This is a genomic window from Streptomyces sp. NPDC096048 (assembly GCF_044763415.1).
Taxonomy (GTDB): Bacteria; Actinomycetota; Actinomycetes; order Streptomycetales; family Streptomycetaceae; genus Streptomyces.
In genome coordinates, this window is the sequence record NZ_JBIWGG010000009.1 from 258,586 (window position 1) to 283,387 (window position 24,802).

The window sequence follows — 24,802 nt, forward strand, 5'->3', positions numbered from 1 at the left end:
CTGTGACGAGCCACAGCTTACGTTTCCACGGCCGCCCGCGCGCAGAGGCCGCGCCCTCTCGGAACGACGGATTGTCAGTGCCGGGTGCGAGAGTTGAGGAGCGGTCAGGGAACGGGTGAGCGGCTCGGCACCGAGCCACCGGTGATCCCAACCACCCGCCGTGGGGAGGGGATTGGACCTGGAGAGGCGGAGCGGGTGGGGACGGCGGCGGGCACCGGAGAGGCGCCCCGCCCCCGCGGTGTGGCGACGGACGGCCTCGTGCGCAGGGCCGGGGCAGGAGTGCGCCCGGACCCGGCGGACGTGAGCGAAGTCACCGGACGGCGCGCGGATACCGGGGCACGGCGGGCTCCCCTCCGGGAAGACCCCGAGACCCGGGACCCGGTCTCCACCCAGGGGAGTACACCGCCGGTCATGGCTCATCCTCCGGGAGGCCCGGCAATCGGTACGAGGGCATGACGTCCGAGGAGCGCCGGACGCCTAGATTTGAGGTCAAGCGGCGGGTGCAGCACTCGTCCCCCGAGGTCAGACGCCCGCCGCTGCCAGAGACAACGGAATCGGTCAGGAGAGGGACCATGGCCCAGACGGTAACGCGGACGCTGGTCCGCACGCGGCGAAGCCGCCGTCAGGGACGTCGCCACCCCGCGGTGGCGACGCTCATGGCCCTGCCCCTGGCGGTCCTGCTCCTCCTCGTCTTCGACGGGTGGGAGACAGTGGCCACACAGGCGTCGTCCGTGGGTGTGATGCTGGGGCGCTGAGCGGCGACCCCAGGCCCGGAAGAGCGGTCCGGGCGGGGACATCCATCCATGAAACCCCGTGGGGACGGGGGTGCGGCGGACGGCAAAATGCCGGCGCAGCTGGGGAGCTGCGCCGGCATTGCTGTGCCTCCAGGGCCGAGCGGCGGCTGGCCGACGCCTGCGTACCCTCACCCCGTGACAACGGACCACCTCCTGCCCGCCCTGACGGCCCGCGTCAGGGAGACGGCCCACGCCGCCGCCTCGGCCTGCCCCTGCGGCGGTGCCCCCCTTGCCGACGCCACCCTCGCCGACCGCCCGGACGCCACTGTCGTCCGGCACGCCGGCACCGTCGCCAAGGCTCACGCGGCGGACGCCGACCCCGCCGAGCTGGCTCTCCGCGTCACCGTCGCCGCCCGCCTCCCCGGCATCCTCCTGCCGCCGCTCGCCCCGACGCCGGTGGCCCTGCACGGGCGGCTCGTCACGTCCTGGCCGTACGGCACCCCCGTGGACCCAAAGGACCCGGACGCGGCGCCCTGGGAGGACGCGGCCACCCTCCTCGCCCGCCTGCACCGGACACCGGCTCCCACCGCCGTGCCCGCCATGCGCGGCCCCGTGAAGGCCGCGCGGGCCGTCGCCCGCCTGCGGACCGCCGCCCCGCACCACCCCGCCACCGCCGCCGTGCTGCACGCCTGGGCCGCCCTCCCCGCCTGGGCCCGTGGGGAGGCCGCCATGCCGGACACGACCACCCTCTGCCACGGCGACCTCCACCTCGGCCAGTTCATACGCCACCCCGCGCCCGAGGGGCCCTGGCTGCTGATAGACGTCGACGACCTCGGCACCGGCGTCCCGGCCTGGGACCTGGCCCGCCCGGCGGCCTGGTACGCCTGCGGACTGCTTCCGCCCGACGACTGGAACCGCTTCCTGACCGCCTATCGCGCGGCCGGCGGCCCGGCCGTCCCGCCGCACGGCGACCCCTGGCCGGCCCTGGACGTCCCGGCCCGCGCCCTCACCGCGCAGACCGCCGCCCGGGCCGTCGCGAAGGCGGTCGCGGCGGACCGGCCCCTTGACGAGGCGGAACGGTCACTGGTCGACGCCTGCGCCCGGATGGCCCCCGTCGGCCCCTGAGGCCCCTGAGGCCCCCGGCCACGCGGTTGAGCCGAAGTTTCGCGCAGTAGGGTGCAACCGACCCGCGGCCGGACAGAGTCTGTCCTGGCGAAACGCGAAGCAGGACCGACCGGCGAGGAGTTGAGCCGAGCATGCAGTGCCCCAAGTGTCGCGCACCGATGCACACCTACAACCGCAACGGCGTTCAGATCGAGCAGTGCAGCGGTTGCCGCGGGATCTTCCTCGACTACGGCGAGCTGGAGTCGCTGACCCGGCTCGAAGCCCAGTGGTCCCAGTCCGCTCCGCCGTCGGCCCCGCCCGCCGCGCCGCAGGCCTACCCGCCTGCCGCGCCGCAGGCCTACCCGGCCGCTCCGGCTCCCGCCTGGGGCGCCCCGCAGCACGGCCACCACGGTCACCACCGTCAGAAGGGCTTCGGCCGCATGCTCTTCTCCAGCTGAGCGGGCGGGCGCACGACGAAGCCCCGGCCGTACGGAACGGCCGGGGCTTCGGTGTGTGGACGATACTGGGATTGAACCAGTGACCTCTTCCGTGTCAGGGAAGCGCTCTCCCGCTGAGCTAATCGTCCTGGGAGTGGTGCGAGTACTGCGTGCGCGATACTGGGATTGAACCAGTGACCTCTTCCGTGTCAGGGAAGCGCTCTCCCGCTGAGCTAATCGCGCGGGGATCCATACGGAGATGATCCGTACGGGTCGGTGATCCTTGCGGATCAGTGGACGATACTGGGATTGAACCAGTGACCTCTTCCGTGTCAGGGAAGCGCTCTCCCGCTGAGCTAATCGTCCTTGGAGGTGGAGACGGGATTTGAACCCGTGTAGACGGCTTTGCAGGCCGTTGCCTCGCCTCTCGGCCACTCCACCAGGAGTGCAGGAGACCCGGGAGGCCCCCTGTTCCCGCGAGCGGACGACGAGGTTCGAACTCGCGACCTCAACCTTGGCAAGGTTGCGCTCTACCAACTGAGCTACGTCCGCCTGTCGGTGCGGTCCGCTTGCGCGTCCCGGCGACGTCATGAACTCTAGCGGATTCCGGGGCCAGTACAAAAACGCGTTTGTGCAGCGTGCTGCGGTGCGTCCGCTCGCGGACCTGGTCAGGGCACCCGGAAGGACAGGTTCGGGTCACCTCCGGGACACCGGCCTAGACTCGACAACGTGCTCGACCTCCCTCCCCTCGCCCGCTTCGGCGACCGCCTCGCCACCGGTCTCCTCGACGTCACGAGCGATCCCGCCGCCCTCGACTCCACGGGGTTCTGGGCCGTCTGCGCGGACTTCGAAGGCCGTCTGACCTGCGCACGCTTCGCCGAGGTGCGGACCGCCCCGGTACCGGCGCCGGTACCGGGCGGGTGGCGGGGACCCGCCGTCGGTGACTGGGCGTCCTCCCTCGACCGCACCGCGTACACCGCGGCCGTACGGCGCATCCGCGAGCACATAGCCGCCGGCGAGGTCTACCAGGCCAACCTCTGCCGGGTCCTCTCGGCGCCGGTCGCCCCCGACGCCGACGTGGACGCCCTCACCGCCCTGCTCGCCCGCGGCAACCCGGCGCCGTACGCGGGAACGATCCGGCTGCCCGGGCGCGGCGTCGAGATCGCCACCGCCTCGCCCGAGCTGTTCCTGCGCCGGGACGGCCGGATCGTCGAGTCCGGGCCGATCAAGGGGACCGGGCGGACCGAGGCCGATCTGCTGGAGAAGGACTACGCCGAGAACGTGATGATCGTGGACCTGGTCCGCAACGACATCGGGCGGGTCTGCGCCACGGGGACCGTGACCGTGCCCGACCTGTGCGCCGTCGAGAAGCACCCGGGTCTCGTGCACCTGGTGTCGTCGGTACGCGGCGAGCTGCGCGCGGGCGCCGGCTGGCCGGAGCTGCTCGACGCGGCCTTTCCGCCCGGGTCCGTCACCGGCGCGCCCAAGTCGAGCGCCCTGCGGATCATCGACGCCCTGGAGACCGCGCCCCGGGGCCCGTACTGCGGGGGCATCGGCTGGGTCGACGCCGACCGGGGCGCCGGCGAGCTGGCCGTCGGCATCCGCACCTTCTGGATCGACCGGGCCGCAGGGCTCCTGCGCTTCGGCACCGGCGCCGGCATCACCTGGGGATCCGACCCGGAGGGGGAGTGGCGGGAGACCGAACTGAAGGCGTCCCGGCTGCTCGCGGTAGCGTCGGGCGCGTACGAGGTGAACGGAAGCGGAGAGGCGCTACTGACGTGAAGATCTGGCTCGACGGCGGGCTGCAGGACATCGAGTCCGCCCGCGTCTCCGTCCTCGACCACGGACTGACCGTGGGCGACGGCATCTTCGAGACGGTGAAGGCGGTGGACGGCAGGCCGTTCGCGCTGACCCGGCACCTCGACCGGCTGACCCGTTCGGCGCGCGGCCTGGGTCTGCCCGATCCCGACCTCGACGAGGTGCGCCGCGCCTGCGCCGCCGTCCTCGAAGCCAACCCCATGCCGCTGGGCCGGCTGCGCGTCACCTACACCGGCGGCCACGGCCCGCTCGGCTCCGACCGCGGCGAGCACGGCCCGACCCTCGTCGTCGCCCTCGGCGAGACCGGCCGCCGTCCCGACTCCACGGCCGTCATCACGGTGCCCTGGACCCGCAACGAGCGCGGTGCGCTCACCGGCCTGAAGACCACCTCGTACGCCGAGAACGTCGTCGCCCTCGCCCGCGCCCGCGAACGGGGCGCCTCGGAGGCGCTGTTCGGCAACACCGTGGGGCAGCTGTGCGAGGGCACGGGGTCGAACGTCTTCGTCGTCCTCGACGGCGAGATCCACACCCCGCCGGTCGCCTCCGGCTGCCTCGCCGGAATCACCCGGGCCCTGGCCGTCGAGTGGACCGGCGCCCGCGAGACCGATCTGCCGCTGGACGTCCTGGACCGCGCCGACGAGGTCTTCCTGACCTCCACGCTGCGGGATGTGCAGGCCGTGCACCGCGTCGACGACCGTGAACTGCCCGGCGCCCCGGGACCGGTGACCGCGAAGGCCATGAGGATCTTCGAGGAGCGGTCCGGGAACGACCTGGACCCGTAGAGCGCGGATATTCGGCTGCACTTCGCACCCCCGGCGGGTAGAACACCCGTGATGACCACGACCCTGCGGCCGACCGAGCCGCTTCAGCGCGCCGCCGACGGAACGCGTTCACGCCACTACCAGGTGTGCGTGAACAGCCGTCCCGCCGGCGCGATACACCTCGGCACCTCGAAGGCCTTCGGTGACTCGGTGGCCGTGATCCACAAGCTGCGCATCGACGAACCGGACCGCCGGCGCGGCCGTGGCACCGTGGCCGCCCTCGCGGCCGAGGAGATCGCGCGGGGCTGGGGCTGCGGGCAGATCGAGGTGAGCGTCGCCCCCGACGCCGGGGCGGGCCTGCGGCTCGCCCAGGCACTCGGCTACGTCCTGCGCACCCGCGGCATGACCAAGCCGCTCGGCGACACCCCGCCCGCCCTGCCCGCGGACAGCCGGGCGCGGCCCATGACACCGGACGAGTTCGGCGCCTGGCACGCCTATGAGTCGGAGCAGTACGCCCGGACCTGGATCGAGCGGGGCATGCCCGAGGCGGAGGCCCGCGAAAAGGCGCGCAGTGATCACGAGACGCTGCTCCCGCAGGGGCTGGACACGGAGAACATGCTGTTCAGCGTGGTGGAGCACGAGGGGACGCGGGTCGGTGTCCTGTGGCTGGCGCTGTACGAGGACCGGGCCTTCGTCTTCGACGTCGAGGCCGACGCGGCCCACCGGGGCCGGGGACACGGCCGCACGCTGATGCTGCTGGCCGAGGCGCAGGCCATCGCCGCGGGCCGAGCGCTGATCGGGCTCAACGTCTTCGCGGGGAACACCGCGGCCGAGCGCCTCTACGAGTCGCTCGGCTACGGGACGACGCGGTACAGCTTCTACAAACCGCTGCTCTGACAGCGGGTGGGGTGGGGCCGAGGGGGAGCGTTCCCGGCTCAGTCGGACTGTTCGGCCAGCAGCCGGTCCGCGATCTCCTCGACGCGCTCGCGCAGCCCCTCCTGACTCTTGCCGCCGTCGAGGCGCTCGCCGCCGATCACGTACGTGGGGGTGCCGGTCACGCCGATCGCCTTGCCCTCGGCCTGGTCGGCGTCGACGATCAGGATGTGCCGGCCGTCGATCAGCGCGGTGTCGAACTCCTCCGCGTCCATTCCCAGTTCCCGGGCCACCTCCACCAGGAAGGGCTCCCCCTCGCGGTCCAGCTCCGCCACCCGGCCCAGCACGGCCTCGGCGTACGGCCACCCCTGCCCCTGGGCGACGGCCTCCTCGGCGGCCTGGGCGGCGGCGAAGGAGTGCTTGTGCTTCTCCAGGGGGAAGTGCCGCAGCCGCAGCTCCAGGCGGTCGCCGTAGCGGGCGCGCAGGGCTCGGAGGTCGTCCAGGGCGGTGCGGCAGTCCGGGCACTGGAGCTCGCACCAGACGTCGAGGACGGGCGTGGCGGGACGGGCGGGGGAGGAGTCGCTCATGGCCCCATTCTCCCAGCCGGCGGGACCGTGCCCCGACCACAGCCGTACGACGGCCACCGGCACCTGGGGAGGAGCCGACCCCGAGATCTCCCTGATCTCGGGCCGCGGCATGGCCCCAGGGCGTCCGGACGGTGCAGGATGGAAGGGACAGAAGTACTCATGCCCGACCGAGCCCAGCCTGGAGGACCGGATGATTGCCGAGACCATCTGCTCCGCGGTGTCCGCGGCAGGCCTGGGCATCGCGGCGGTCACCGCGTACCGCAGGCGCTTCCTCACCGCGGTCCGCATCGCCGCCTACTCCCTCGTCCCGGTCGGCCTGGTGATGGCCGGGGTAGTCGAGTGGCTGGCCGACACGGCCTTCAGCCCGGTCGCCTGGGCCGGCTTCGCGGTGCTGGGTGTGTCCTGGGTGCTGTTCATGACCACGCGCACCGTGGAGCGCCGCCGCGGCGGCACCCGCAAGGAGCGCAAGGAGGCCCGCGCCGCCGCACAGCGCGACGCGGTCGCCCCGGCGGCCTCGGAGCCCTCCCTGGGTGCCGGCTCCGGCCCGGCCGCCCGGCCCGCGTCCCGACCTGCGACGACGTCCCGCGGCGAGGACGACTTCAGCGACATCGAGGCGATCCTTAAGAAGCACGGGATCTGACCGTCGGCCGACCGCCGACCCTCCGTCGGCGCCCCGGACTGAAACGACACAGCGGGTCCGACGCCGTCAGAGCATGCTCCGGAATGATCACGATCCGACCGGACATTGCGATATTCAACGAACTCCCGGTCGTTACGGGCGTGTTGATCGCGTAGGCCCCGCGCGCTGCGTCATCATCGCGGCGAGATGCCGGACACCACGCAGCTGGATACCCAGCTGGACCCGAGACAGAGCGAAACCGCGCGGACGCGGAGCGAACCGCGTGGCTGCCTCTTCGCCCTTTCCCAGCCACCGCTCATGATCTTCCTTGCGGTGATCGGGTGTCTGCTGCTCATGGCCTCGTTGCACGATCTGCTGATGCTGTGAGCCGTACCCGCGTTCCCCGGCGCCACCCGCCGGGGAACGCGTCGCCACCAAGGGCATCGGAGTGGGCACCGGTCGGGAAGGGCGGCGTCAGCCGGCTGCCTCTTTGCGCCGCGCCCGGTACGCCGCCACGTGCAAGCGGTTCCCGCACGTGCGGCTGTCGCAGTACCGTCGCGAGCGGTTCCGGGACAGGTCGACGAAGGCGCGCCGGCAGTCGGGCGCCTCGCACCGCCGCAGCCGCTCCTGCTCCCCGGCGACGACGAAGAACGCCAGCGCCATTCCGCAGTCGGCGGCCAGGTGGTCCGCGACGGAGGCGCCGGGCGCGAAGTAGTGGATGTGCCAGTCGTAGCCGTCGTGGTCGGTGAGCCGGGGCGTCGTTCCGGCAGCGGCGACCAGGTCGTTGATCAGACCCGCCGCGGCCCTGGGCTCGGGGGCCGCGAAGACCGCGGCGAACCGACCGCGGATCTTGCGCACCGCCGACAGGTCGAGCTCCGAGAGCACGCCGACGTCGCTGATCTCGTGCGTTCCCACAAATTCCTGGAGGGCCGCGACATCCGGCAGTCCGTCCGGCGCCGTTTCGTCCTCCGGCACGGTGTTCACCAGATCCACCACGGTGTCGAGGGCGCACCGGGTGTCGTGGGTGATCAGCACATTTCGCTCCCTGGCCTGGGGTCGGGCGGGCGCCCGCCGATGCTGGCCGATGGTAGTGGTTTCCGCGGCGGGCCAACCGGCTCCGATCGCGGTCCCGGCCGTCGGTCGCCGGTACAACGGCGACCGGCCTGCCTTCGTTCCCCGGAGAGGCCGCGGGAAGCGTCAGAAGCGGCGGGAGCCGGCAGGAGCGGTAGAAGCGGCGGGAGCCAGCAGGAGCGGTAGAAGCGTCAGAGGCGGCAGGAGGCAGCGCGAGGCGCGGTAGTGCCGGGCCCCGGCGCCGCACGCACACAGTCGCCGCCGGACGCGCACCGGCGCCGCCCCCGCGGAGATCCGCGGCGACGACGCCGGTGTGTGCCGTATTGCGCTTGTCCGGGCCCGTGCCGTCACCCCGAGTCGACGGCGACGGGCGGCTTCACGGTGCCTCGCCCTAGCTTTCCGCCAGGATGTGCGAGAGCTCCTGATCGAGATCGAAGTGCCGGTGTTCCGTGCCGGGGGGCACGGCGGCGTCTGTGCGCTTCAGGAAGGACTCCAGGGCCCGTGCCGGGGCCTCGAGCAGTGCCTCGCCCTCCGGGGAGCTCAGGGCGATGCACACGACGCCCTGGCCGTGACTGCGGGACGGCCAGACACGGACGTCGCCGGTCCCGGTGGGGCGGTGGAGACCTTCGGCGAGGAGGTCGCGGGCGAACACCCACTCGACGGTCTCCTCGGCTCCGGTGTGGAAGGTGGCGTGCACGGCGTAGGGGTCGGCCGTGTCGTACCGCAGGCCTGCGGGGACAGGCAGGGAGGACTCGCTCGACACAACGAGGCGCAGGTGCAGCTCGCAGCTGACCGTGGTGTTCATAAGCGCCAGGGCCTTTCGCTCAGTGTGCGCTCGGGGATTCGCACGTCGGCGAAATCGACATGCCACCTACGGTGCCGTTGTAAACCCCTCTGAGTGTTTTGCGTGTGTTTATGTAACTCTTCCGGCCGATAGATCGTTCGGGCTGTGCGCCCATTCCGGTGACAGGTTTCGCTCCGGTAGTGTTTGGCTGTATGAACACGGGGAGTAACACGTCCGGCGAGGCAGTCGTGGCGGAAGACCGTACGGGGACGGACGAGGCCGCGGTCGACCGCGCGCTGGGCTCGCGAGCGCCGGAATTCATCAAGGCGCGCCGCGCCCTGCACCTGAGCTGGCAGGTCGGCGTCTTCATCGTCGGCCTCGCGGTCGTGGTGGCCGGCGTCGCCATGCTGGTGCTGCCCGGGCCGGGCTGGGTCGTGATCTTCGGCGGCATGGCGATCTGGGCGACCGAGTTCGTCTGGGCCCAGCTGGTCCTGCGCTGGACCAAGCGAAAGGTCACCGAGGCGGCGCAGCGCGCCCTGGATCCCAGGGTGCGGCGCCGGAACATCATCCTGACCTCGATCGGCGTGGTCATCGTGTGCGTGCTGGCCGCGATCTACCTGTACAGGTTCGGGCTCCAGATGCCGTGGAAGATCGAGGACCAGTGATCCGCGGCGGGGGCCCGGCGACCCGGCCGCCGCTGGTCACGGGCACCCCCTGACATGGGGTAATGTTCTTCCTGCGTCCGGGCGATTAGCTCAGTGGGAGAGCGCTTCGTTCACACCGAAGAGGTCACTGGTTCGAACCCAGTATCGCCCACCGGATCATCAGACGGCCAGGCTCACCCTCGTGAGCCGGGCCGTTCTGTCATGCGGGTGCCCGGACGGTCCCGAGGTGTGCCCGAACGTCACGCGCCGCGCGTCCCGGGCGAGGCGTGCCCGAGCGTCGCGCCCCGCGTCCCGGGCCCGCCGCGCGGCCGTTCCGCTTCCGCGCACCTTCATCCAACCGTGACCTTCCGCGCCGCCCGGCCCGACGGCCCCGTCCGCGTTCGGCCCGTCGGCCACACCGCGCCGACCTCGGCCTTTCCGGCGCCGCCGACGGCGCGGCCGGGACGGTCGTCCGCGCTGTCCGCTCCCGGCGCCCATGAATTCCTGTCCGAATCATTGACGCGCCCCCGGGCCCTCCGTAACTTGTGCCAGCAAGCGCTTACTTGAAACGATTCATGGAGCGAAGGCGACGTCGCGGGGAGGCTCGTATGCAGCAGGGCGGGAATGCGGAGAGGCAGACCGGGAGGCGCACGATCCTCAAGGCGGCGGGAGCCTCACTGGCCGTCGCGGGGCTGGGTGCGACGGCCACCGCGTGCGGCGGCGGCAGCGGTTCGGGGGACGGAACGGTGACGATCCGTTACTCATGGTGGGGCGCCGAGGACCGGGCCGAACGCATCAACAAGACCATTGCGCTCTTCGAGAAGAAGTACCCCAAGATCAAAGTCAAGACCGACTTCCAGCCGTACACCGACTTCTGGAAGAAGTTCAACACCCAGGCCTCCGGCGGGAATCCGCCGGACGTCTTCCAGAATGCCATCGGATTTCTCCGCAAATACGACGCCAAGAATGTCCTGCTCGACCTGAGCGGCCAGGCCGAGGCGGGAAACCTCTCCATGGACGGCTTCCGGGCAGGCCTGGAGAAGTTCGGTGAGATCGACGGCAAACTCCTGGGCGTGCCCGTCGGTTCGAATTCGATGGCACTTGTCATCGACAAGCCCGTCTACACCAGGGCCGGCGGCAAGCCCGAACAGGGCTGGACCTGGGACGACTTCGACGAGGCGATGAAGAAGATCCGGGACAGGACGGGCCGCGCCGGAGACAGCGGCATGTACGGCGTCATGTACCTCTACGACCTGTACCTGCGGCAGAACGGCAAGGCCTTCTTCACCGAGGACGGGCTCGGTTTCTCCGAGGCGGATCTGACCGAGTGGTGGACGAAGGCGGAGAAGGGCGTGAAGTCCGGTCTGTTCGCCGACCCGAAGAAGGTCGCGCAGATCAAGCCCAAGTCGGCGCTCTCCGCGGAGCTCGCCGGCAGCGAGTTCACCTGGGACAACTTCACCGTCCGCTACACCTCCGAGGGCAAGAGCGAGTACGGTCTCGCGCCGATCCCCACCACGGACGGCAAGCGCACCGGCCAGTACCTCGGCTCGCTGATGCTCAGTGCCTACAAGCGCACCGAGCACCCCAAGGAAGTCGCCCAGTTCATCGACTTCATGGTCCACGACCCCGAGGTCGCCAAGATCATGGGCTACGACCGCGGCGTCCCGGCCACGCAGGCCCAGTACGAGGCGTACCGGCCGACCGACCCGGTCAACAAGGCGATCGCCGCCTACGAGGCGTCCCTCGTCGAGGCGGGCGTCCTGGAGCAGATCACCCCGCACCCGAACGGTGCCGACATCTGCGAGGCCGCCTTCCTGCGCATCGCCGAGGAGATGGCGCTCGGCGAGCGGTCCGTCGAGGACGCCGTGAAGCAGTTCTTCACCGAGTCGAAGACGGCTCTCGTCGGCTGATGGGAAGCGCCGTGACACACGCCCCTGCGAGGGAGGGCCTGGCCGAGGACTCCGAGCCGCGGCACGGTCCGGTGAAGTCCCCGCGCCCCGTCGGGCTGAAGCGGCGGGGCCGCCGGGAGAACCTGGCCGGCTATCTCTTCATGTCCCCCTGGATCGCCGGTTTCCTGCTGCTGACGGCGGGACCGATGGTCGCCTCGCTCTACTTCGCGTTCACCGACTACAACCTGTTCGACGCCCCCCGGTGGATCGGGTTGGACAACTTCTCCGAGATGTTCGGCGACCCGCGCTGGCGCCACTCGGTCCAGGTGACGCTGTGGTACGTCGTCGTCGGTACGCCGATCAAGCTGATCGCGGCCCTCGGCGTCGCGCTGCTGCTGGCGCAGAAGCGGCGCGGACAGGCCTTCTACCGGGCCGCCTTCTACGCGCCGTCACTGATCGGCGCGAGCGTGTCCGTCGCCATCGTGTGGAAGGCGATCTTCTCGGACGACGCGGTCGTCGACCGTACGCAGCAGTTCTTCGGGATCGGCGCCGGCGGCTGGACCGGCGACCCCGACCTGATCATCTACAGCCTGGTGGCCCTGACCGTATGGCAGTTCGGTGCCCCCATGGTCATCTTCCTGGCCGGCCTCAAGCAGGTGCCGCGCGAGCTGTACGAGGCGGCCGACGTCGACGGGGCGGGCAAGCTGCGGCAGTTCTGGAACATCACGCTGCCGATGATTTCCCCGGTCCTCTTCTTCAACGTCCTGCTGGAGACCATCCACTCCTTCCAGATCTTCAGCTCGGCCTACATCGTCGGCGGCGGTGCCGGAGGCAACGCCTGTGGTCCCGCGGACGGCACGATGGTCTACACCTGTTATCTGTACGTCCAGGGCTTCGAGAACAGCCGCATGGGCCTGGCCTCCGCCATGGCCTGGATGCTGCTGGTCGCGGTCGCTCTGGTCACCGCGGTGCTGTTCTGGTCGCAGAAGCGCTGGGTGCACTACGAGGAGGGCGGCCGATGAGCACGCAGGCCACTGGCGTCACCACGCAGGCCAGCGGCGCCACGCCGCCCCCGTCCACGAGGACCCCGTCCACCGGGGCGGCCGCGCTCCGGCGCGGGCTGCCCGGGTCGCTCGCCTGGCATCTCGGGTCGCTGGCGATCCTCGCCGTGATCCTCTACCCGGTGCTCTGGGTGATCGGCGGCTCCTTCAAGGAGAGCGGGGACATCGTCGGCAGCGTGGACCTCTTCCCGGGCGACCCGATCCTCTCCAACTACACGAGCCTCGCCGACGGCATCGCGGACATCTCGATCTCCACGTTCTTCTTCAACTCGCTCTTCCTCGCCGTCGGTTCGGTGATCGGGATCGTGGTGTCCTGCTCACTCACCGCCTACGCCTTCGCGAAGATCAGGTTCGCGGGCCGCAACCTGCTGTTCACGCTGATGATCGGCACGCTGCTGCTGCCGTACCACGTGCTGCTGATCCCGCAGTACGTGCTGTTCCGCAACATGGACATGATCAACACGTACACCCCGCTGCTGCTGGGGAAGTACCTGGCCACGGAGGCGTTCTTCGTCTTCCTGATGGTGCAGTTCATGCGCAACCTGCCCAGGGAGCTGGACGAGGCCGCCCGTCTCGACGGCTGCGGGCACTTCCGCATCTACTGGTCGATCGTGCTCCCGCTGTGCAGGCCGGCCCTGATCACCAGCGCGATCTTCACCTTCATCAACTCCTGGAACGACTTCATGGGCCCGCTGATCTACCTCAACGAGCCCGGCAAGTACACCGTCTCCCTCGGCCTGAAGATGTTCGTGGACCAGGAAGGGCTGGCGAACTACGGCGGCATGATCGCCATGTCGCTCGTCGCCCTGCTGCCCGTCCTCGCCTTCTTCCTGGCCTTCCAGCGTTATCTGATCGACGGCATGGCGACGTCCGGTCTCAAGGGCTGAGGTGAACCGATCATGACCGAGGTGCGTGCCAAGTCCGGTACGGAGCGGGGGGAGTCGCGGTTCGCGCAGGGGTTCGCCCTGTTCGCCGAGTGCCTGCTCACCGGGGTGTGGATCGCGGTGGCCTCGCTGCCGCTGGTCACCTACCCCGCCGCGTTCGCGGCCGGCGCGCGACATCTCGGGCGCCGGCTCGCCCACGAGCGCGGTGGCTGGCGGGAGTTCACGGCCGACTTCCGGGCGGCGGTGCGCCGCGGGTGGCTCGTCGGGCTCGCCGGGTGGGCCGCCCTGGCCGCGGTCTGGGTGGACGTGCAGGCCGTACGCAGCGGTCTGCCGGGCGGCCCGTTCGTGGGTGCCGTCGGGGTGCTCGCCCTGATCGGCGCCGCCGTGGCCGGGCTGCGCGCGGCGGCGGCCTGGCGGCCCGGCTCCTCCTGGCGCTCGCTGCTCGCACAGGCCGGGCGCCGCACCGTGCTCGACCCCGCGGGCTCCTTCCTGATCGTGGGCGGGCTGGCCGTCGTGGTCTGCTCGGCCTGGTTCAGCGCGCCGCTTGCGGTCGCCGTCCTCGGCGCCGTCGCGGCGGCGGCCGTCGCCGTGGAGGAGCGCTACCGGCGCCGCTGACGGCGGCGCCCCCGTCCCGGAGTCGGCGCCCGGCGCCGCCCCTCTTCCTGTCATGTGCGTGACAGCTCAGTCGCACGTCAGAGCCATGTCCTCGACACGCCCCGCACCCGCACGGAACGGAAAGGAAAGGCCATGTCCCCCATCCCCCGCAGGTCCCTCCTGAAGGCGGCCGCCGTCGCCGGAGCCGCCGCCCAGTTCAGCTGGACACTGGGCGCCGGGAACGCCCAGGCCGCACCCACCGCCAAGGACGCCGACGCCGACCCCGTCACCCTGGACTGGCTGGAGGACGGCGGCCTCGGCGCCGCACCCGGCTCCACCGTCGGCGTCCCCTGGCCCAAGGGCACGTACCGGGAGGACCAGGCGTTCGCCGTCACGGACGCGGACGGCAAGGCCGTACCCGTGCAGTCCTGGCCACTCGCGTACTGGCCGGACGGCTCCCTCAAGTGGACCGCGCACGCCGTCGCCTCGGGCGACGGCAGGCTCACCCTGACCGCCGGCACCCCGTCCGCGCCCGCGAAGAAGGTCACCGTCGACCAGCGTGGCGGCACCATCGACATATCGACCGGTGTCATCACCGCGAGAATCGCCAGGTCGGGATCGAAGCTGATCAAGTCGGTCACCAGAGGCTCCACCGAGATCGCGAGGAACGGCCGCCTCGTCCTGCTGCGCCAGCCCGAGATCGAGGACGGCGACCAGGGCACGGTCAAGTACGAGCGCTTCGACGGCGCCATCGACGCGGTGAAGGTCGAGCAGGACGGCCCGGTCCGCGCGGTCGTCCGGATCGACGGCAAGCACCGCAAGGGAGGCCGCGGCTGGCTGCCCTTCTCCATCCGCCTCTACTTCTACGCGGGCGCCGACTCCTTCCGCATGGTGCACACCATCACGTTCGACGGGAAGCAGGAGCCCGGCAAGGCGAGCGGCGACTTCATCCGCGGCCTCGGCGTCCGCTTCACCGTCCCGATGCGCGACGAGTCCTACGACCGGCACATCCGCATCGGCGGCGAGGGCACCGGCCTGCTGCGCGAGGCCGTCAAGGGCATCACCGGCCTGCGCCGCGACCCCGGCGCGGCCGTGCAGGCGGCGCAGTTCGCCGGCGAGAGGCTGCCCGACCCGTCCACCTGGGACCAGCGGGTCACCACCCGCCTGAAGTACATCCCCGAATGGGGCGACTACACCCTCTCCCAGCTCTCCGCCGACGGCTTCTCCCTGCGCAAGCGCACCAAGAAGGGCCACGGCTGGATCGGCGCCGGCGGCGGCCGTCGCGCCTCCGGCTTCGGCTACGTCGGCGGAACGAGCGGCGGACTCTCCTTCGGCCTGCGCGACTTCTGGGAGAAGCACCCCGCCCAGCTCGACATCCGCGACGCCCAGACCGACGAGGCCGAGGTCACCCTCTGGCTCTGGTCGCCCGAGGCCCAGCCCATGGACCTGCGCTTCTACCACGACGGCCTGGGCCAGGACACCTTCCCCGAGCAGCTCGAAGGCCTCAACATCACCTACGAGGACTACGAGCCCGGCTTCGGCACCCCCTACGGCATCGCCCGCACCTCCGAGCTGCTGTTCTGGGCCAACGCCGCCACCCCGAGCGCGGAGCAACTGGCCGAACAGGTCGAGGCCGTGCGCGTACTGCCCCAGTTGGCAGCCCCGCCGAAGCAGCTCATCAAGTCCAAGGTCTTCGGCCCTGGCCTCTATTCCGAGCCCGACCGCTCCACACCCGCCAAGGCGAAGATCGAGGACCACCTCGACTTCCTCTTCACCTACTACAAGGACCAGGTGGAGCAGCGCCGTTGGTACGGCTTCTGGGACTACGGCGACATCATGCACACGTACGACACCGCCCGCCACCAGTGGCGCTACGACATCGGCGGCTACGCCTGGGACAACTCCGAACTCTCCCCGGACCTCTGGCTCTGGTACGCCTACCTGCGCTCCGGCCGCGCCGACATCTTCCGCTTCGCCGAGGCCATGACCCGGCACACCGGCGAGGTCGACGTCTACCACCTCGGCGAATGGGCCGGCCTCGGCACCCGGCACGGCGTCCAGCACTACGCCGACAGCGCCAAGCAGCAGCGCATCGCCAACACCACCTACCGGCGCTACTACTACTTCCTCACCGCCGACGAACGCGTCGGCGACCTCATGCACGCCAACGTCGACTCCGACGAGACGTTCCTCGCCCTCGACCCGCTGCGCAAGATCCGCACCGAGCCCTACACCCCCGACCGGCACGCCCTGTCGATCGGCTTCGGCACCGACTGGAGCGGACTGGTCTCGGCGTGGCTGACCGAGTGGGAACGCAAGGGCCCCAAGTGGGAGAAGGCCAGGGCCCGCGTCCTGTCCACCATGGAGACCATCGCCGCCCAGCCCAACGGCTTCGTCCAGGGCAGCGGCCTGTACGACCTGGACACCGGGAGGTTCACCGTCGCCGACACCCCGAAGGTCGAGGTCTCCCACCTGTCGGCCGTCTTCGGGCTGAACGAACTGTGCGCCGAGCTGATCGACCTGGTCGACATGCCGGAGTTCGACGAGGCGTACTACGACTACTGCCGCTACTTCAACGCCTCCAAGAGCGAACAGGCGGCACGGTACGGCAGCAACTTCGGCAGCCTCATCCTCTTCCAGGGCCACTCGCGCCTCGACGCCTACGCGGCCGTGCGGACCGGGGACGAGAAGCTCGCCACGCGCGCGTGGGACAAGTTCTACAACTCCGACGGCTACAAGGAGTCCGCGCCCTGGAGGACGGAGAAGCTGAGCGGCCCGACCACGCTGGTGCCGGGCAGCGAGGCGAGCTGGGTGTCCACCAACGACACCGCGCTCTACGGCCTCGCGGCGATCGAGAACCTGGCACTTCTGGGGGACAGGATGCCGTAGCCGGCACGTGACGGACGCGGGCGGGGGCACACTCCACAGGTGGACTGGAACCATTACCGATTCCGCAGCCTGTGGGCGCTGCCCGCGCCCGTCCCGGCCGTCTACCGCGCGCTGGAACGGATCGAGGACTACCCCCGCTGGTGGCCCCAGGTGCGCGAGGTCACCCGGCTCGACGACACCAGCGGGATCCTCCGCTTCCGCTCCCTCCTCCCGTACGACCTGACCGCGACCCTGCGCGAGGGACGGCGCGATGCGGGCGCCGGGGTGCTGGAGGTCGCCATGACCGGCGACATGGAGGGCTGGGCGCGCTGGACGGTCGCCCCGCGCGGCTCCGGCGCCCTCGTCCGCTACGACCAGGAGGTCGACGTACGCAAGCCCCTGCTGCGCCGCCTCGCCGTGCCCGGGCGACCCCTGTTCCGGGCCAACCACCGGCTGATGATGCGGGCGGGACGGCGCGGACTGGCCGCCCACCTGGAAAGCGGTCGCCGAGCGGTTTGAAGGAAACGTGCCGGGCCCTGTATTGTTCAGTGCGTTCCCGGGCGATTAGCTCAGTGGGAGAGCGCTTCGTTCACACCGAAGAGGTCACTGGTTCGAACCCAGTATCGCCCACGTTCGCGAGAGCGACGTGTGTCCGCGGAAACGCGGACCACGTCGCTCTTTTCGTGTTCCGCGCGGCTTCGCCGCGCGAAGTGAGGGCTCCGCCACCCACACCCCCGCGCCCGACGTCGCCCTCGGCCGAAGTGGTGCGCTCACGCCGCCGCCGGCAGGTCCGGCCGCAGCGGCCAGGCCGGGTCCACCGCCTCCTCGGTCCCGTTGAGCGCGAACCACGCCTGCAGCCCCCGCGCCTGCCCCGCGTGCCAGACCGCCTGGAGCGTGTGCAGCTCGGCGGGGGACAGGCGCTCCAGTCGCCCCGGGAAGCGGCGCCCCACCGCCCGTACGACCTCCAGCGCGGCCTGCGCGTCGGCCGCCGCGTCGTGTGCGCCCTCCAGTTCGACGCCGTAGTGCGCGCACAGGTCGGTGAGGGTGCGGCGGCCCTTGCGGTACCGGTCCAGGTGTTTGTCGAGCACGCGCGGATCGAGGACGTGCAGCGACGTCCGCTCCACCCAGCGGCCGAGGGAGGAGGCGCGGTGCCGGCGCAACTCCCGGTCCAGCAGCGTGAGGTCGAACGGCGCGTTCATCACCACGAGCGGACGCCCGGCGCGGGCCTGCTCGGCCAGCGCCTCCGCTATCTCGTACATCACCGGCGCCGGCCAGCGGCCGTGGCGCTGCACATGCTCCTCCGTCAGCCCGTGCACCGCCGTCGCCGCCTCGGGCACCGGCACGCCCGGGTTCACCAGCCACCGGGTCACGCGCGGCCTCAGCCCCGGTGCGTCCTGCACGACGAGGGCCGCCGACACGATCCGGTCGGTCTCGACGTCCACACCCGTCGTCTCCGTGTCGAAGGCGGCCAGCGGCCCCTCGAACCAGCTCGTCATTGGGCACTCAACTCCTCGTCCGGATACGGCGGCTGACGCGCCGTCCTCTGTCCCGATTCGGTGATACCCGGGCTGTTTGCGGCGTACGCCGGAAGGACACAACAGGAGTACGAGTCTTCGCAGTTCAGCGACCCGCAGTGGGGATACACCAGTTCTGGAAGGCTGTTGGCCATGGCCATAGCGCAGCCCGAACGGGGCGGGCTGCTGCCCGAGCGCACGGCGCCCTCTCGCGGCTCTCTCGCCACCACCGCCTGCATGGAGACCTTGCAGGTCGGCTACCTCCACGCGGTCGCCGCGGCGGCGGGCTGCTCGCTCTCCCAGCCCTTCCCGGACAACGGCATCGACTGGCACGTCAGCCACAGCGCCCCCGGGCACACGGTCGACGACGAGGTCACCATCAAGGTGCAGCTCAAGGCGACGTACCAGATCCCGCCGAGCCCGCCCGGCCGCTTCTTCTCCTTCACGCTCGACAACGACCACCTGGCGAAGCTCGCCCGCACTCCGGTCTCGGTGCACAAGATCCTGGTCGTGATGATCGTCCCCCGGTCCCGTGACCAGTGGCTGCGGGCCGGGCACGACCGGCTCGACCTGAGGCACTGCTGCTACTGGACCAACCTCGCCGGACACCCGGTCACCGGCCGGCGGCGCACCACCGTGCGGATACCGACCGCGCGGGTCTTCGACGACCGGGCGCTGTGCGAGATCATGACGCGGGTCGGGACGGGAGGGAAACCATGACGCACCGCCCGACCGGCGAGCCCCTGCGCGCCGTGCGGCCGCACCCCGCCGACACCGTCGGCGACCCGGCGGGGTACGACGGCCGCCCGCCCGAGTCCGGCACCGTCGACCCGGCCGTGCTGACCGCCCTGCTCCACCGGCACGGCTGGCGGCGTCGCGGCGGCGCCCCGGGCCGCTACGGCCGCTGGACCCCGCCCGGCCCGGCCGCCGGCGCCACCAGCCTGCTGGTCCCCGTCAGCCGCGCCTTCCCCGACAGCGACGACCTGCTCGGCGAGGCGCTGCTCGCCCTGTCCCGCAGCGGCACGCCCGCCGCCCGCGAGATCCTCCTGTCCCTCGCCGTGCCCAGCGACGAGATCCGCTGGGGGCGCGACGTACCGACCGGGCCCGGCGGCACCGCCTCCTGGACCGTGGAGGAACAGCTGCGCTCCGCCGCCCGCCGGATGCTGCTCGCCGGAGCGCTCGCCACGCGCGCGCGTGCGGGCTACTACGGCGCCCGGCACCGGCGCGCCGCCGCCGAGACCCTGGAGAACGTCCTGGTCGGCCCTGCCCCCGGCGGCCGCCGGCTCACCGCGTTCGTGCCGGTCACCACCGGCCGCCCCCTCGCCGTGCGCCTCCACCACGCCCTCTACGCCGCCCGCGAGGCCGTCGACTACCGGCGGGCCACCGGCGGCATGGAGGCCTTCGACGCGGCCGTCGCGGCGGGCGTCAGCCACGAGCTGACCGAGGCGCTCGTCGCCCTGGTCCGCGGCACGGAGGGCGCGCGGATCGCCGTCGGCTGGGCGCCGGCCGCCGGTGTCCCCGAGGGCTGTGCCGCCCTCGCCGAGCCCGTCGAGTTCTCGCCCGGCGACCTGCCCGCCCTGCGCGAGGCCGCCGCCCGCTACCTGCGCGCCGAGCCCTCCGTGCCGGTCCGGATCACCGGCACCGTGGTCCGCATGCGCCGGTCCGGGCCACGTGGCGCGGGCACCGTACGGCTGCGGGTGCTGGCCGGAGCGGACGTCCCGCACGTGAGGATCTCGCTGGACGAGGAGGGCTACCGGATCGCCGGGCACGCCCATCTCGTCGGGCTGCCGGTGCGGGTGCTCGGCCGGCTGGAGAGCCGGGGCGGGTTCCGCCGGCTCACCGGCGCCTGCGAGATCGCCCCCGTACAGGTCGACGACGCGGAGCGGGACCGGCTGCTGAAGGCGGTCCAGGAGCATGTGGAGGTGGCGGCCTTCTTCGAGGAGACCTGCGGAGGTGACGGCGAGGACGACGGCGACCGCGGGGACTGATTTCGCGGTGAGCGGGCCGGGGTCGGTACGATCGCCCTCATGCGTGCGCTTTGGTATGGCGCCGCAGCCCCACTTCAGTCAGGAGAGACCGGTGTCAGACGTCCGTGTGATCATCCAACGCGATTCCGAGCGGGAAGAACGCGTGGTGACGACGGGCACGACGGCCGCCGAGCTCTTCGCCGGCGAGCGCTCGATCGTCGCCGCCCGCGTGTCCGGTGAGCTGAAGGACCTCGCCTACGAGGTCCAGGACGGCGAGACCGTCGAGGGTGTCGAGATCTCCTCCGAGGACGGCCTGAACATCCTGCGCCACTCCACCGCGCACGTCATGGCGCAGGCCGTGCAGGAGCTGTTTCCCGAGGCCAAGCTGGGCATCGGCCCGCCCGTCAAGGACGGCTTCTACTACGACTTCGACGTCGAGAAGCCCTTCCACCCCGATGACCTCAAGGCCATCGAGAAGAAGATGCAGGAGATCCAGAAGCGCGGCCAGCGCTTCTCGCGCCGTGTCGTCACCGACGACGCCGCCCGCGAGGAGCTCGCCGACGAGCCGTACAAGCTGGAGCTGATCGGCCTCAAGGGTTCCGCGTCGCACGACGACGGCGCGGACGTCGAGGTCGGCGCCGGCGAGCTGACGATCTACGACAACCTGGACGCCAAGACCGGCGAGCTGTGCTGGAAGGACCTCTGCCGCGGTCCCCACCTGCCCACCACCCGGAACATCCCGGCGTTCAAGCTGATGCGCAACGCCGCCGCCTACTGGCGCGGCAGCGAGAAGAACCCGATGCTCCAGCGCATCTACGGCACCGCCTGGCCGTCCAAGGACGAGCTGAAGGCGCACCTGGAGTTCCTCGCCGAGGCCGAGAAGCGCGACCACCGCAAGCTCGGCAGCGAGCTGGACCTGTTCTCCGTCCCGGAGCAGATCGGTTCCGGCCTCGCGGTCTTCCACCCCAAGGGCGGCGTGATCCGCCGGGTCATGGAGGACTACTCGCGGCGCCGCCACGAGGAGGAGGGGTACGAGTTCGTCTACACCCCGCACGCGACCAAGGGGAAGCTCTTCGAGACCTCGGGCCACCTGGACTGGTACGCCGACGGCATGTACCCGCCCATGCAGCTCGACGAGGGCGTGGACTACTACCTCAAGCCCATGAACTGCCCGATGCACAACCTGATCTTCGACGCGCGCGGCCGCTCGTACCGTGAACTGCCGCTGCGCCTGTTCGAGTTCGGCACCGTGTACCGGTACGAGAAGTCGGGCGTCGTGCACGGCCTGACCCGGGCCCGCGGCTTCACCCAGGACGACGCGCACATCTACTGCACCCGCGAGCAGATGTCGGAGGAGCTCGACAAGACGCTCACCTTCGTGCTGAACCTGCTGCGCGACTACGGCCTGACCGACTTCTACCTGGAGCTGTCCACCAAGGACCCGGAGAAGTTCGTCGGCTCCGACGAGGCCTGGGAAGAGGCCACCGAGACGCTGCGCCAGGTCGCCGAGAAGCAGGGCCTGCCCCTGGTCCCGGACCCGGGCGGCGCCGCCTTCTACGGCCCGAAGATCTCCGTCCAGACCAAGGACGCCATCGGCCGCACTTGGCAGATGTCGACCATCCAGCTCGACTTCAACCTGCCGGAGCGCTTCGACCTGGAATACACCGGCGCGGACGGTGCCAAGCAGCGCCCGGTCATGATCCACCGCGCGCTGTTCGGCTCGATCGAGCGCTTCTTCGCGGTGCTCCTGGAGCACTACGCGGGCGCCTTCCCGGCGTGGCTGGCCCCCGTCCAGGCCGTCGGCATCCCGATCGGCGACGCGCACGTCGAGTACCTGGAGAAGTTCGCCGTGGCGGCCCGGAAGCAGGGCCTGCGCGTCGAGGTCGACTCCTCCTCCGACCGCATGCAGAAGAAGATCAGGACGGCTCAGAAGCAGAAGGTCCCGTTCATGATCATCGTGGGTGATGACGACATGAACGCGGATACGGTGTCGTTCCGCTACCGCGATGGTTCGCAGGAGAACGGCATTCCGCGTGACCAAGCCATCGCCAAGCTCGTTGACGTGGTGGAGCGCCGCGTGCAGGTGTAGTGCTCCCCGCCGACGCGGGGATGGTCCGAAGATCCGCAAGGCGCACAAGCACAAGGTGCCGTGCTCCCCGCCTATGCGGGGTTCAGGCCCTCGGGGGTTACCTCGGGGGCCTTTCCCTGTCGCCGCACGCGACGCCATATGCTGCACGTATGACGAGTGAGCCGGAGCAGCAGTGGGGAGTGGGGACCCAGGACGCGTTCCAGCGCCTGTGGACGCCCCACCGGATGGCCTACATCCAGGGCGAGAACAAGCCGAGCGGCCCCGGCGCCGACGACGGCTGCCCCTTCTGCTCGATCCCGGCCAAGTCCGACGAGGACGGCCTGGTCGTACGGCGCGGCGCGCACGTGTACGCGGTGCTCAACCTGTACCCGTACAACGGCGGTCACCTGATGACGGTGCCGTTCCGGCACGTCGCCGACTACACCGAGCTGACCGACGTGGAGACCGCGGAACTCGCCGAGCTGACCAAGCAGGCGATGACGGCCCTGCGCACCGCGTCGGGCGCCCACGGCTTCAACATCGGCATGAACCAGGGCACCGTGGCCGGCGCGGGCATCGCCGCCCACCTGCACCAGCACGTCGTGCCCCGCTGGGGCGGCGACACCAACTTCATGCCGGTCGTCGGCCACACGAAGGTGCTGCCGCAGCTGCTGGGCGACACCCGCAAGATGCTGGCGGAGGCGTGGCCGGCGGCGTAGCCGCGGGCAGTCGTGCCGCTGGGGCGGCACGGGTGGGCGCAGCGGCACCTCGTCAGCGCCGGGTCGCGTGCCCCTCCCCGAGCCGCAACGCGCCCGGCACCTGAAAACAGACCTACGCGTTGTACAGGTCCGCTTTACCCGGCGTCGGATCCTGCACCGCCGTACTGAGGAACGCCGACCGCGTTCCGAACTTCTCCGTGTCCACGCCGTTCTCCTCCAGCACCCTGATCGCCGACGAGTGCACCACCCGCAGCACCGGCGCCGCCGCCCGCAGCGCGTCGTCGGCCATGAAGCGGTGGCGCCACGGCTGGTCCGCCCACGCGTGCCGCAGCCCGAACGGCTCCGGCAGGACGATCGTGCCGCCGAGCCAGTTCAGCAGCGGCGGATACCAGGTGAGCGGGGCGCGGACGGCGAGCCGTACGACCTCGTTCGCGGTGACCAGCGGGAGCATCACCTTGCGCGTCTCCCACGGCTTGAACGACTTGGCGACCTCCTTAGAGGGAGCCTCCGGCTTGGTGGTGAACAGCGGGTTCACCGGGCCCAGGGCGTGACCGGTGACCTCGATGCGCAGCGTCTCGTGCAGCACGGTCACCGTGATGAGCATGGTGATGACCAGCTGGCCGTCCCACAGGGTCCACTGGACGCCCAGGTAGTGCCGGTCACCGGCGCCGAACTGCTGCTTGTTGCAGATGTCCTGTATCGCGTGCGACTTGACCTGGTACGCCTCGACGTCCGTGCCCTCCGGACGGGACACCGCCTTGGCGTTCTCCCCGATGGGCGTCACGACCCAGTGCCGTATGGACGGCTTCGTGAAGCCGCCGGTGTTCAGCGGGCCGCGTTCCAGCATGCGCAGCTGGTCGTGGATGGCCCGGACGACGTCCCAGCTGCGGAAGGGGTGGATCTCCCGGGTCGGGTCGGCCGGCACCAGGTTCTCGGCGAGCTGCCAGCTGCCCCAGCGGGTGCCCATGCCGAGTATGCCCTTGGGGCCGGCGTAGAAGACCGAGTTGGACTGCTGCTCGGCGCCGAGCTTGGCCAGTGACTGGCGCAGCTGCTCGGCCGCGGTCTCGCCCGGGTTGCTGGGCACCGCCTCGGGGACCTTGGCGCCGACGCCGCTGCCCGACAGGAGGCTGTCCCAGCGCTCCCGCAGGTCCTTCGCCGTGCCCTCGCAGATCCGCTTGGCCCAGAACCAGCCGACGACGGGCAGGACGACCGCGGCGCGCGCGTACCAGGCCCAGAAGCCGGAGAAGGGCATCTTGACGAGGAACAGCACGGCCAGCGCGGCGATCGCCACGAGCACCGCGGTACCCAGCGCCCCGGCCTGCTTGTTCTCCGCCTTGGCGACGGTGGTGCGGATCTGGAAGCCGATCAGCCAGACCAGCATGCCGGGCAGGAACAGCAGACCGCACAGCACGATCACCGTGGACAGCCGGGCGTCGCGCGCCTTGCGGATGCCGTTGGCCGCCAGGCAGTGCTCGACGACCACCTGCGGCTCGGCGCCGAAGGACTGGATGAGGGGCTTGCGGCCGCTGCCCAGCATCCGGTCGGCCACCGCGCGGGAGAAGGCCTCGCCGAGGTTGGGACGGAAGATCGTGGCCCAGGGCCGGCCCGCGTTGAGGGTCGTCTGGTGCCACTCGTTGTCGGCCTTCTTGATCTCCTGCAACTCGCTGTCCCGGTAGGCGGCCGAGGCCAGCGCGAAGGTGGCCGTCTGGCCTCCGTCGTCCGTACGCGGCACCTGCGGTCCGAAGAAGTCCGCGTAACCGCCGTCAACGGTCATTCCCGCCCCCGATCGCCACCACTGTCGCTCCT

24 protein-coding genes and 7 tRNA genes are annotated in these 24,802 nt (G+C 71.0%); 21 read left to right on the forward strand and 10 right to left on the reverse strand.

The window, feature by feature from the left end:
• Positions 1-572 precede the first annotated feature (572 nt).
• From ACIQ6R_RS25785 to ACIQ6R_RS25795, 3 genes are all read left to right on the forward strand, one after another.
• Positions 573-755 (forward strand): hypothetical protein, encoded by a 183-nt coding sequence (locus ACIQ6R_RS25785; protein WP_404179536.1) that lies wholly within the window; start codon positions 573-575, stop codon positions 753-755.
• A gap of 174 nt (positions 756-929) precedes the next feature.
• A complete protein-coding gene (locus ACIQ6R_RS25790; protein ID WP_404223693.1) occupies positions 930-1,859 on the forward strand; it encodes a phosphotransferase family protein in 930 nt (309 codons plus the stop codon).
• A gap of 131 nt (positions 1,860-1,990) precedes the next feature.
• On the forward strand, positions 1,991-2,296 hold the full coding sequence (locus ACIQ6R_RS25795; RefSeq protein ID WP_404223695.1) for a zf-TFIIB domain-containing protein: 306 nt from the start codon (positions 1,991-1,993) through the stop codon (positions 2,294-2,296).
• A gap of 56 nt (positions 2,297-2,352) precedes the next feature.
• Here ACIQ6R_RS25795 and ACIQ6R_RS25800 read toward each other — a convergent pair.
• From ACIQ6R_RS25800 to ACIQ6R_RS25820, 5 genes are all read right to left on the reverse strand, one after another.
• Positions 2,353-2,424, reverse strand: a tRNA-Val gene (locus tag ACIQ6R_RS25800).
• A 22-nt stretch (positions 2,425-2,446) separates the two neighbouring features.
• Positions 2,447-2,518: transfer RNA gene (locus tag ACIQ6R_RS25805), tRNA-Val, on the reverse strand.
• A 51-nt stretch (positions 2,519-2,569) separates the two neighbouring features.
• A tRNA-Val gene (locus ACIQ6R_RS25810) sits at positions 2,570-2,641 on the reverse strand.
• 1 nt (position 2,642) lies between these two features.
• Positions 2,643-2,716: transfer RNA gene (locus tag ACIQ6R_RS25815), tRNA-Cys, on the reverse strand.
• A 38-nt stretch (positions 2,717-2,754) separates the two neighbouring features.
• Positions 2,755-2,827, reverse strand: a tRNA-Gly gene (locus ACIQ6R_RS25820).
• Between the two features lie 177 nt (positions 2,828-3,004).
• Here ACIQ6R_RS25820 and ACIQ6R_RS25825 point away from each other — a divergent pair.
• The 3 genes from ACIQ6R_RS25825 to ACIQ6R_RS25835 are packed head-to-tail and all read left to right on the forward strand — an operon-like array spanning position 3,005 to position 5,751.
• On the forward strand, positions 3,005-4,057 hold the full coding sequence (locus ACIQ6R_RS25825) for a chorismate-binding protein (RefSeq protein WP_404223696.1): 1,053 nt from the start codon (positions 3,005-3,007) through the stop codon (positions 4,055-4,057).
• Positions 4,054-4,875, forward strand: a complete 822-nt coding sequence (locus ACIQ6R_RS25830) for an aminotransferase class IV (protein WP_404179525.1) — start codon at positions 4,054-4,056, stop codon at positions 4,873-4,875. The genes ACIQ6R_RS25825 and ACIQ6R_RS25830 overlap by 4 nt, the downstream gene beginning before the upstream one ends.
• Before the next feature lie 51 nt (positions 4,876-4,926).
• On the forward strand, positions 4,927-5,751 hold the full coding sequence (locus ACIQ6R_RS25835; RefSeq protein WP_404223697.1) for a GNAT family N-acetyltransferase: 825 nt from the start codon (positions 4,927-4,929) through the stop codon (positions 5,749-5,751).
• 38 nt (positions 5,752-5,789) lie between these two features.
• Here ACIQ6R_RS25835 and ACIQ6R_RS25840 read toward each other — a convergent pair whose 3' ends face one another.
• On the reverse strand, positions 5,790-6,314 hold the full coding sequence (locus ACIQ6R_RS25840; protein ID WP_404223700.1) for a DsbA family protein: 525 nt from the start codon (positions 6,312-6,314) through the stop codon (positions 5,790-5,792).
• A gap of 190 nt (positions 6,315-6,504) precedes the next feature.
• On the opposite strand from ACIQ6R_RS25840, the gene ACIQ6R_RS25845 reads away from it, so the two are divergent.
• Together ACIQ6R_RS25845 and ACIQ6R_RS25850 are read left to right on the forward strand one after the other, a co-directional pair.
• Positions 6,505-6,954 (forward strand): hypothetical protein, encoded by a 450-nt coding sequence (locus ACIQ6R_RS25845; RefSeq protein ID WP_404180118.1) that lies wholly within the window; start codon positions 6,505-6,507, stop codon positions 6,952-6,954.
• Between the two features lie 186 nt (positions 6,955-7,140).
• The gene (locus ACIQ6R_RS25850; protein ID WP_404179516.1) at positions 7,141-7,320 is read left to right on the forward strand and encodes a hypothetical protein; all 180 of its coding nucleotides are present in this window, start codon (positions 7,141-7,143) and stop codon (positions 7,318-7,320) included.
• Positions 7,321-7,407: 87 nt separating this feature from the next.
• On the opposite strand, the gene ACIQ6R_RS25855 is transcribed toward ACIQ6R_RS25850, so the two are convergent.
• Positions 7,408-7,968, reverse strand: coding sequence for a CGNR zinc finger domain-containing protein (locus ACIQ6R_RS25855; protein WP_404179513.1), 561 nt, complete (start codon positions 7,966-7,968; stop codon positions 7,408-7,410).
• Positions 7,969-8,395: 427 nt separating this feature from the next.
• On the reverse strand, positions 8,396-8,809 hold the full coding sequence (locus ACIQ6R_RS25860; RefSeq protein ID WP_004002642.1) for an SsgA family sporulation/cell division regulator: 414 nt from the start codon (positions 8,807-8,809) through the stop codon (positions 8,396-8,398).
• Positions 8,810-9,000: 191 nt separating this feature from the next.
• On the opposite strand from ACIQ6R_RS25860, the gene ACIQ6R_RS25865 reads away from it, so the two are divergent.
• The 9 genes from ACIQ6R_RS25865 to ACIQ6R_RS25905 all read left to right on the forward strand — a co-directional run bounded on the left by ACIQ6R_RS25865 (position 9,001) and on the right by ACIQ6R_RS25905 (position 17,358).
• Positions 9,001-9,453: a TIGR02611 family protein gene (locus ACIQ6R_RS25865; protein ID WP_404179510.1), complete on the forward strand. Its 453-nt coding sequence runs from the start codon at positions 9,001-9,003 to the stop codon at positions 9,451-9,453.
• Positions 9,454-9,532: 79 nt separating this feature from the next.
• A tRNA-Val gene (locus tag ACIQ6R_RS25870) sits at positions 9,533-9,604 on the forward strand.
• A gap of 436 nt (positions 9,605-10,040) precedes the next feature.
• Entirely contained in the window at positions 10,041-11,342 is a 1,302-nt protein-coding gene (locus ACIQ6R_RS25875) for an ABC transporter substrate-binding protein (protein ID WP_404223702.1), read from the forward strand.
• A complete protein-coding gene (locus ACIQ6R_RS25880) occupies positions 11,342-12,343 on the forward strand; it encodes a carbohydrate ABC transporter permease (RefSeq protein ID WP_404179504.1) in 1,002 nt (333 codons plus the stop codon). Before ACIQ6R_RS25875 ends, ACIQ6R_RS25880 begins: the two co-directional genes overlap by 1 nt.
• Entirely contained in the window at positions 12,340-13,269 is a 930-nt protein-coding gene (locus tag ACIQ6R_RS25885; RefSeq protein ID WP_404223703.1) for a carbohydrate ABC transporter permease, read from the forward strand. The genes ACIQ6R_RS25880 and ACIQ6R_RS25885 overlap by 4 nt, the downstream gene beginning before the upstream one ends.
• Before the next feature lie 12 nt (positions 13,270-13,281).
• On the forward strand, positions 13,282-13,881 hold the full coding sequence (locus ACIQ6R_RS25890; protein WP_404179499.1) for a hypothetical protein: 600 nt from the start codon (positions 13,282-13,284) through the stop codon (positions 13,879-13,881).
• 132 nt (positions 13,882-14,013) lie between these two features.
• Complete coding sequence (locus ACIQ6R_RS25895) at positions 14,014-16,749, forward strand: Tat pathway signal sequence domain protein (RefSeq protein ID WP_404223705.1); 2,736 nt, start codon at positions 14,014-14,016, stop codon at positions 16,747-16,749.
• 39 nt (positions 16,750-16,788) lie between these two features.
• Entirely contained in the window at positions 16,789-17,247 is a 459-nt protein-coding gene (locus ACIQ6R_RS25900; protein WP_404179493.1) for an SRPBCC family protein, read from the forward strand.
• Between the two features lie 39 nt (positions 17,248-17,286).
• Positions 17,287-17,358, forward strand: a tRNA-Val gene (locus ACIQ6R_RS25905).
• Between the two features lie 140 nt (positions 17,359-17,498).
• Here the strand turns inward: ACIQ6R_RS25905 and ACIQ6R_RS25910 are convergent.
• A complete protein-coding gene (locus tag ACIQ6R_RS25910) occupies positions 17,499-18,224 on the reverse strand; it encodes a 3'-5' exonuclease (protein WP_404223707.1) in 726 nt (241 codons plus the stop codon).
• 171 nt (positions 18,225-18,395) lie between these two features.
• Here ACIQ6R_RS25910 and ACIQ6R_RS25915 point away from each other — a divergent pair, with 171 nt between their 5' ends.
• From ACIQ6R_RS25915 to ACIQ6R_RS25930, 4 genes are all read left to right on the forward strand, one after another.
• On the forward strand, positions 18,396-18,962 hold the full coding sequence (locus ACIQ6R_RS25915; protein ID WP_210961489.1) for a DUF4365 domain-containing protein: 567 nt from the start codon (positions 18,396-18,398) through the stop codon (positions 18,960-18,962).
• A complete protein-coding gene (locus ACIQ6R_RS25920) occupies positions 18,959-20,230 on the forward strand; it encodes a hypothetical protein (RefSeq protein WP_404223709.1) in 1,272 nt (423 codons plus the stop codon). Before ACIQ6R_RS25915 ends, ACIQ6R_RS25920 begins: the two co-directional genes overlap by 4 nt.
• Positions 20,231-20,321: 91 nt before the next feature.
• Positions 20,322-22,298 carry a threonine--tRNA ligase gene (gene thrS / locus ACIQ6R_RS25925; RefSeq protein WP_404223710.1) on the forward strand — a complete coding sequence of 659 codons (1,977 nt, stop codon included), beginning with the start codon at positions 20,322-20,324 and terminating at the stop codon, positions 22,296-22,298.
• Positions 22,299-22,447: 149 nt separating this feature from the next.
• A complete protein-coding gene (locus ACIQ6R_RS25930; RefSeq protein WP_404179481.1) occupies positions 22,448-22,996 on the forward strand; it encodes an HIT family protein in 549 nt (182 codons plus the stop codon).
• 112 nt (positions 22,997-23,108) lie between these two features.
• On the opposite strand, the gene ACIQ6R_RS25935 is transcribed toward ACIQ6R_RS25930, so the two are convergent.
• Complete coding sequence (locus tag ACIQ6R_RS25935) at positions 23,109-24,770, reverse strand: hypothetical protein (RefSeq protein ID WP_404179478.1); 1,662 nt, start codon at positions 24,768-24,770, stop codon at positions 23,109-23,111.
• Positions 24,771-24,802: the final 32 nt, after the last annotated feature.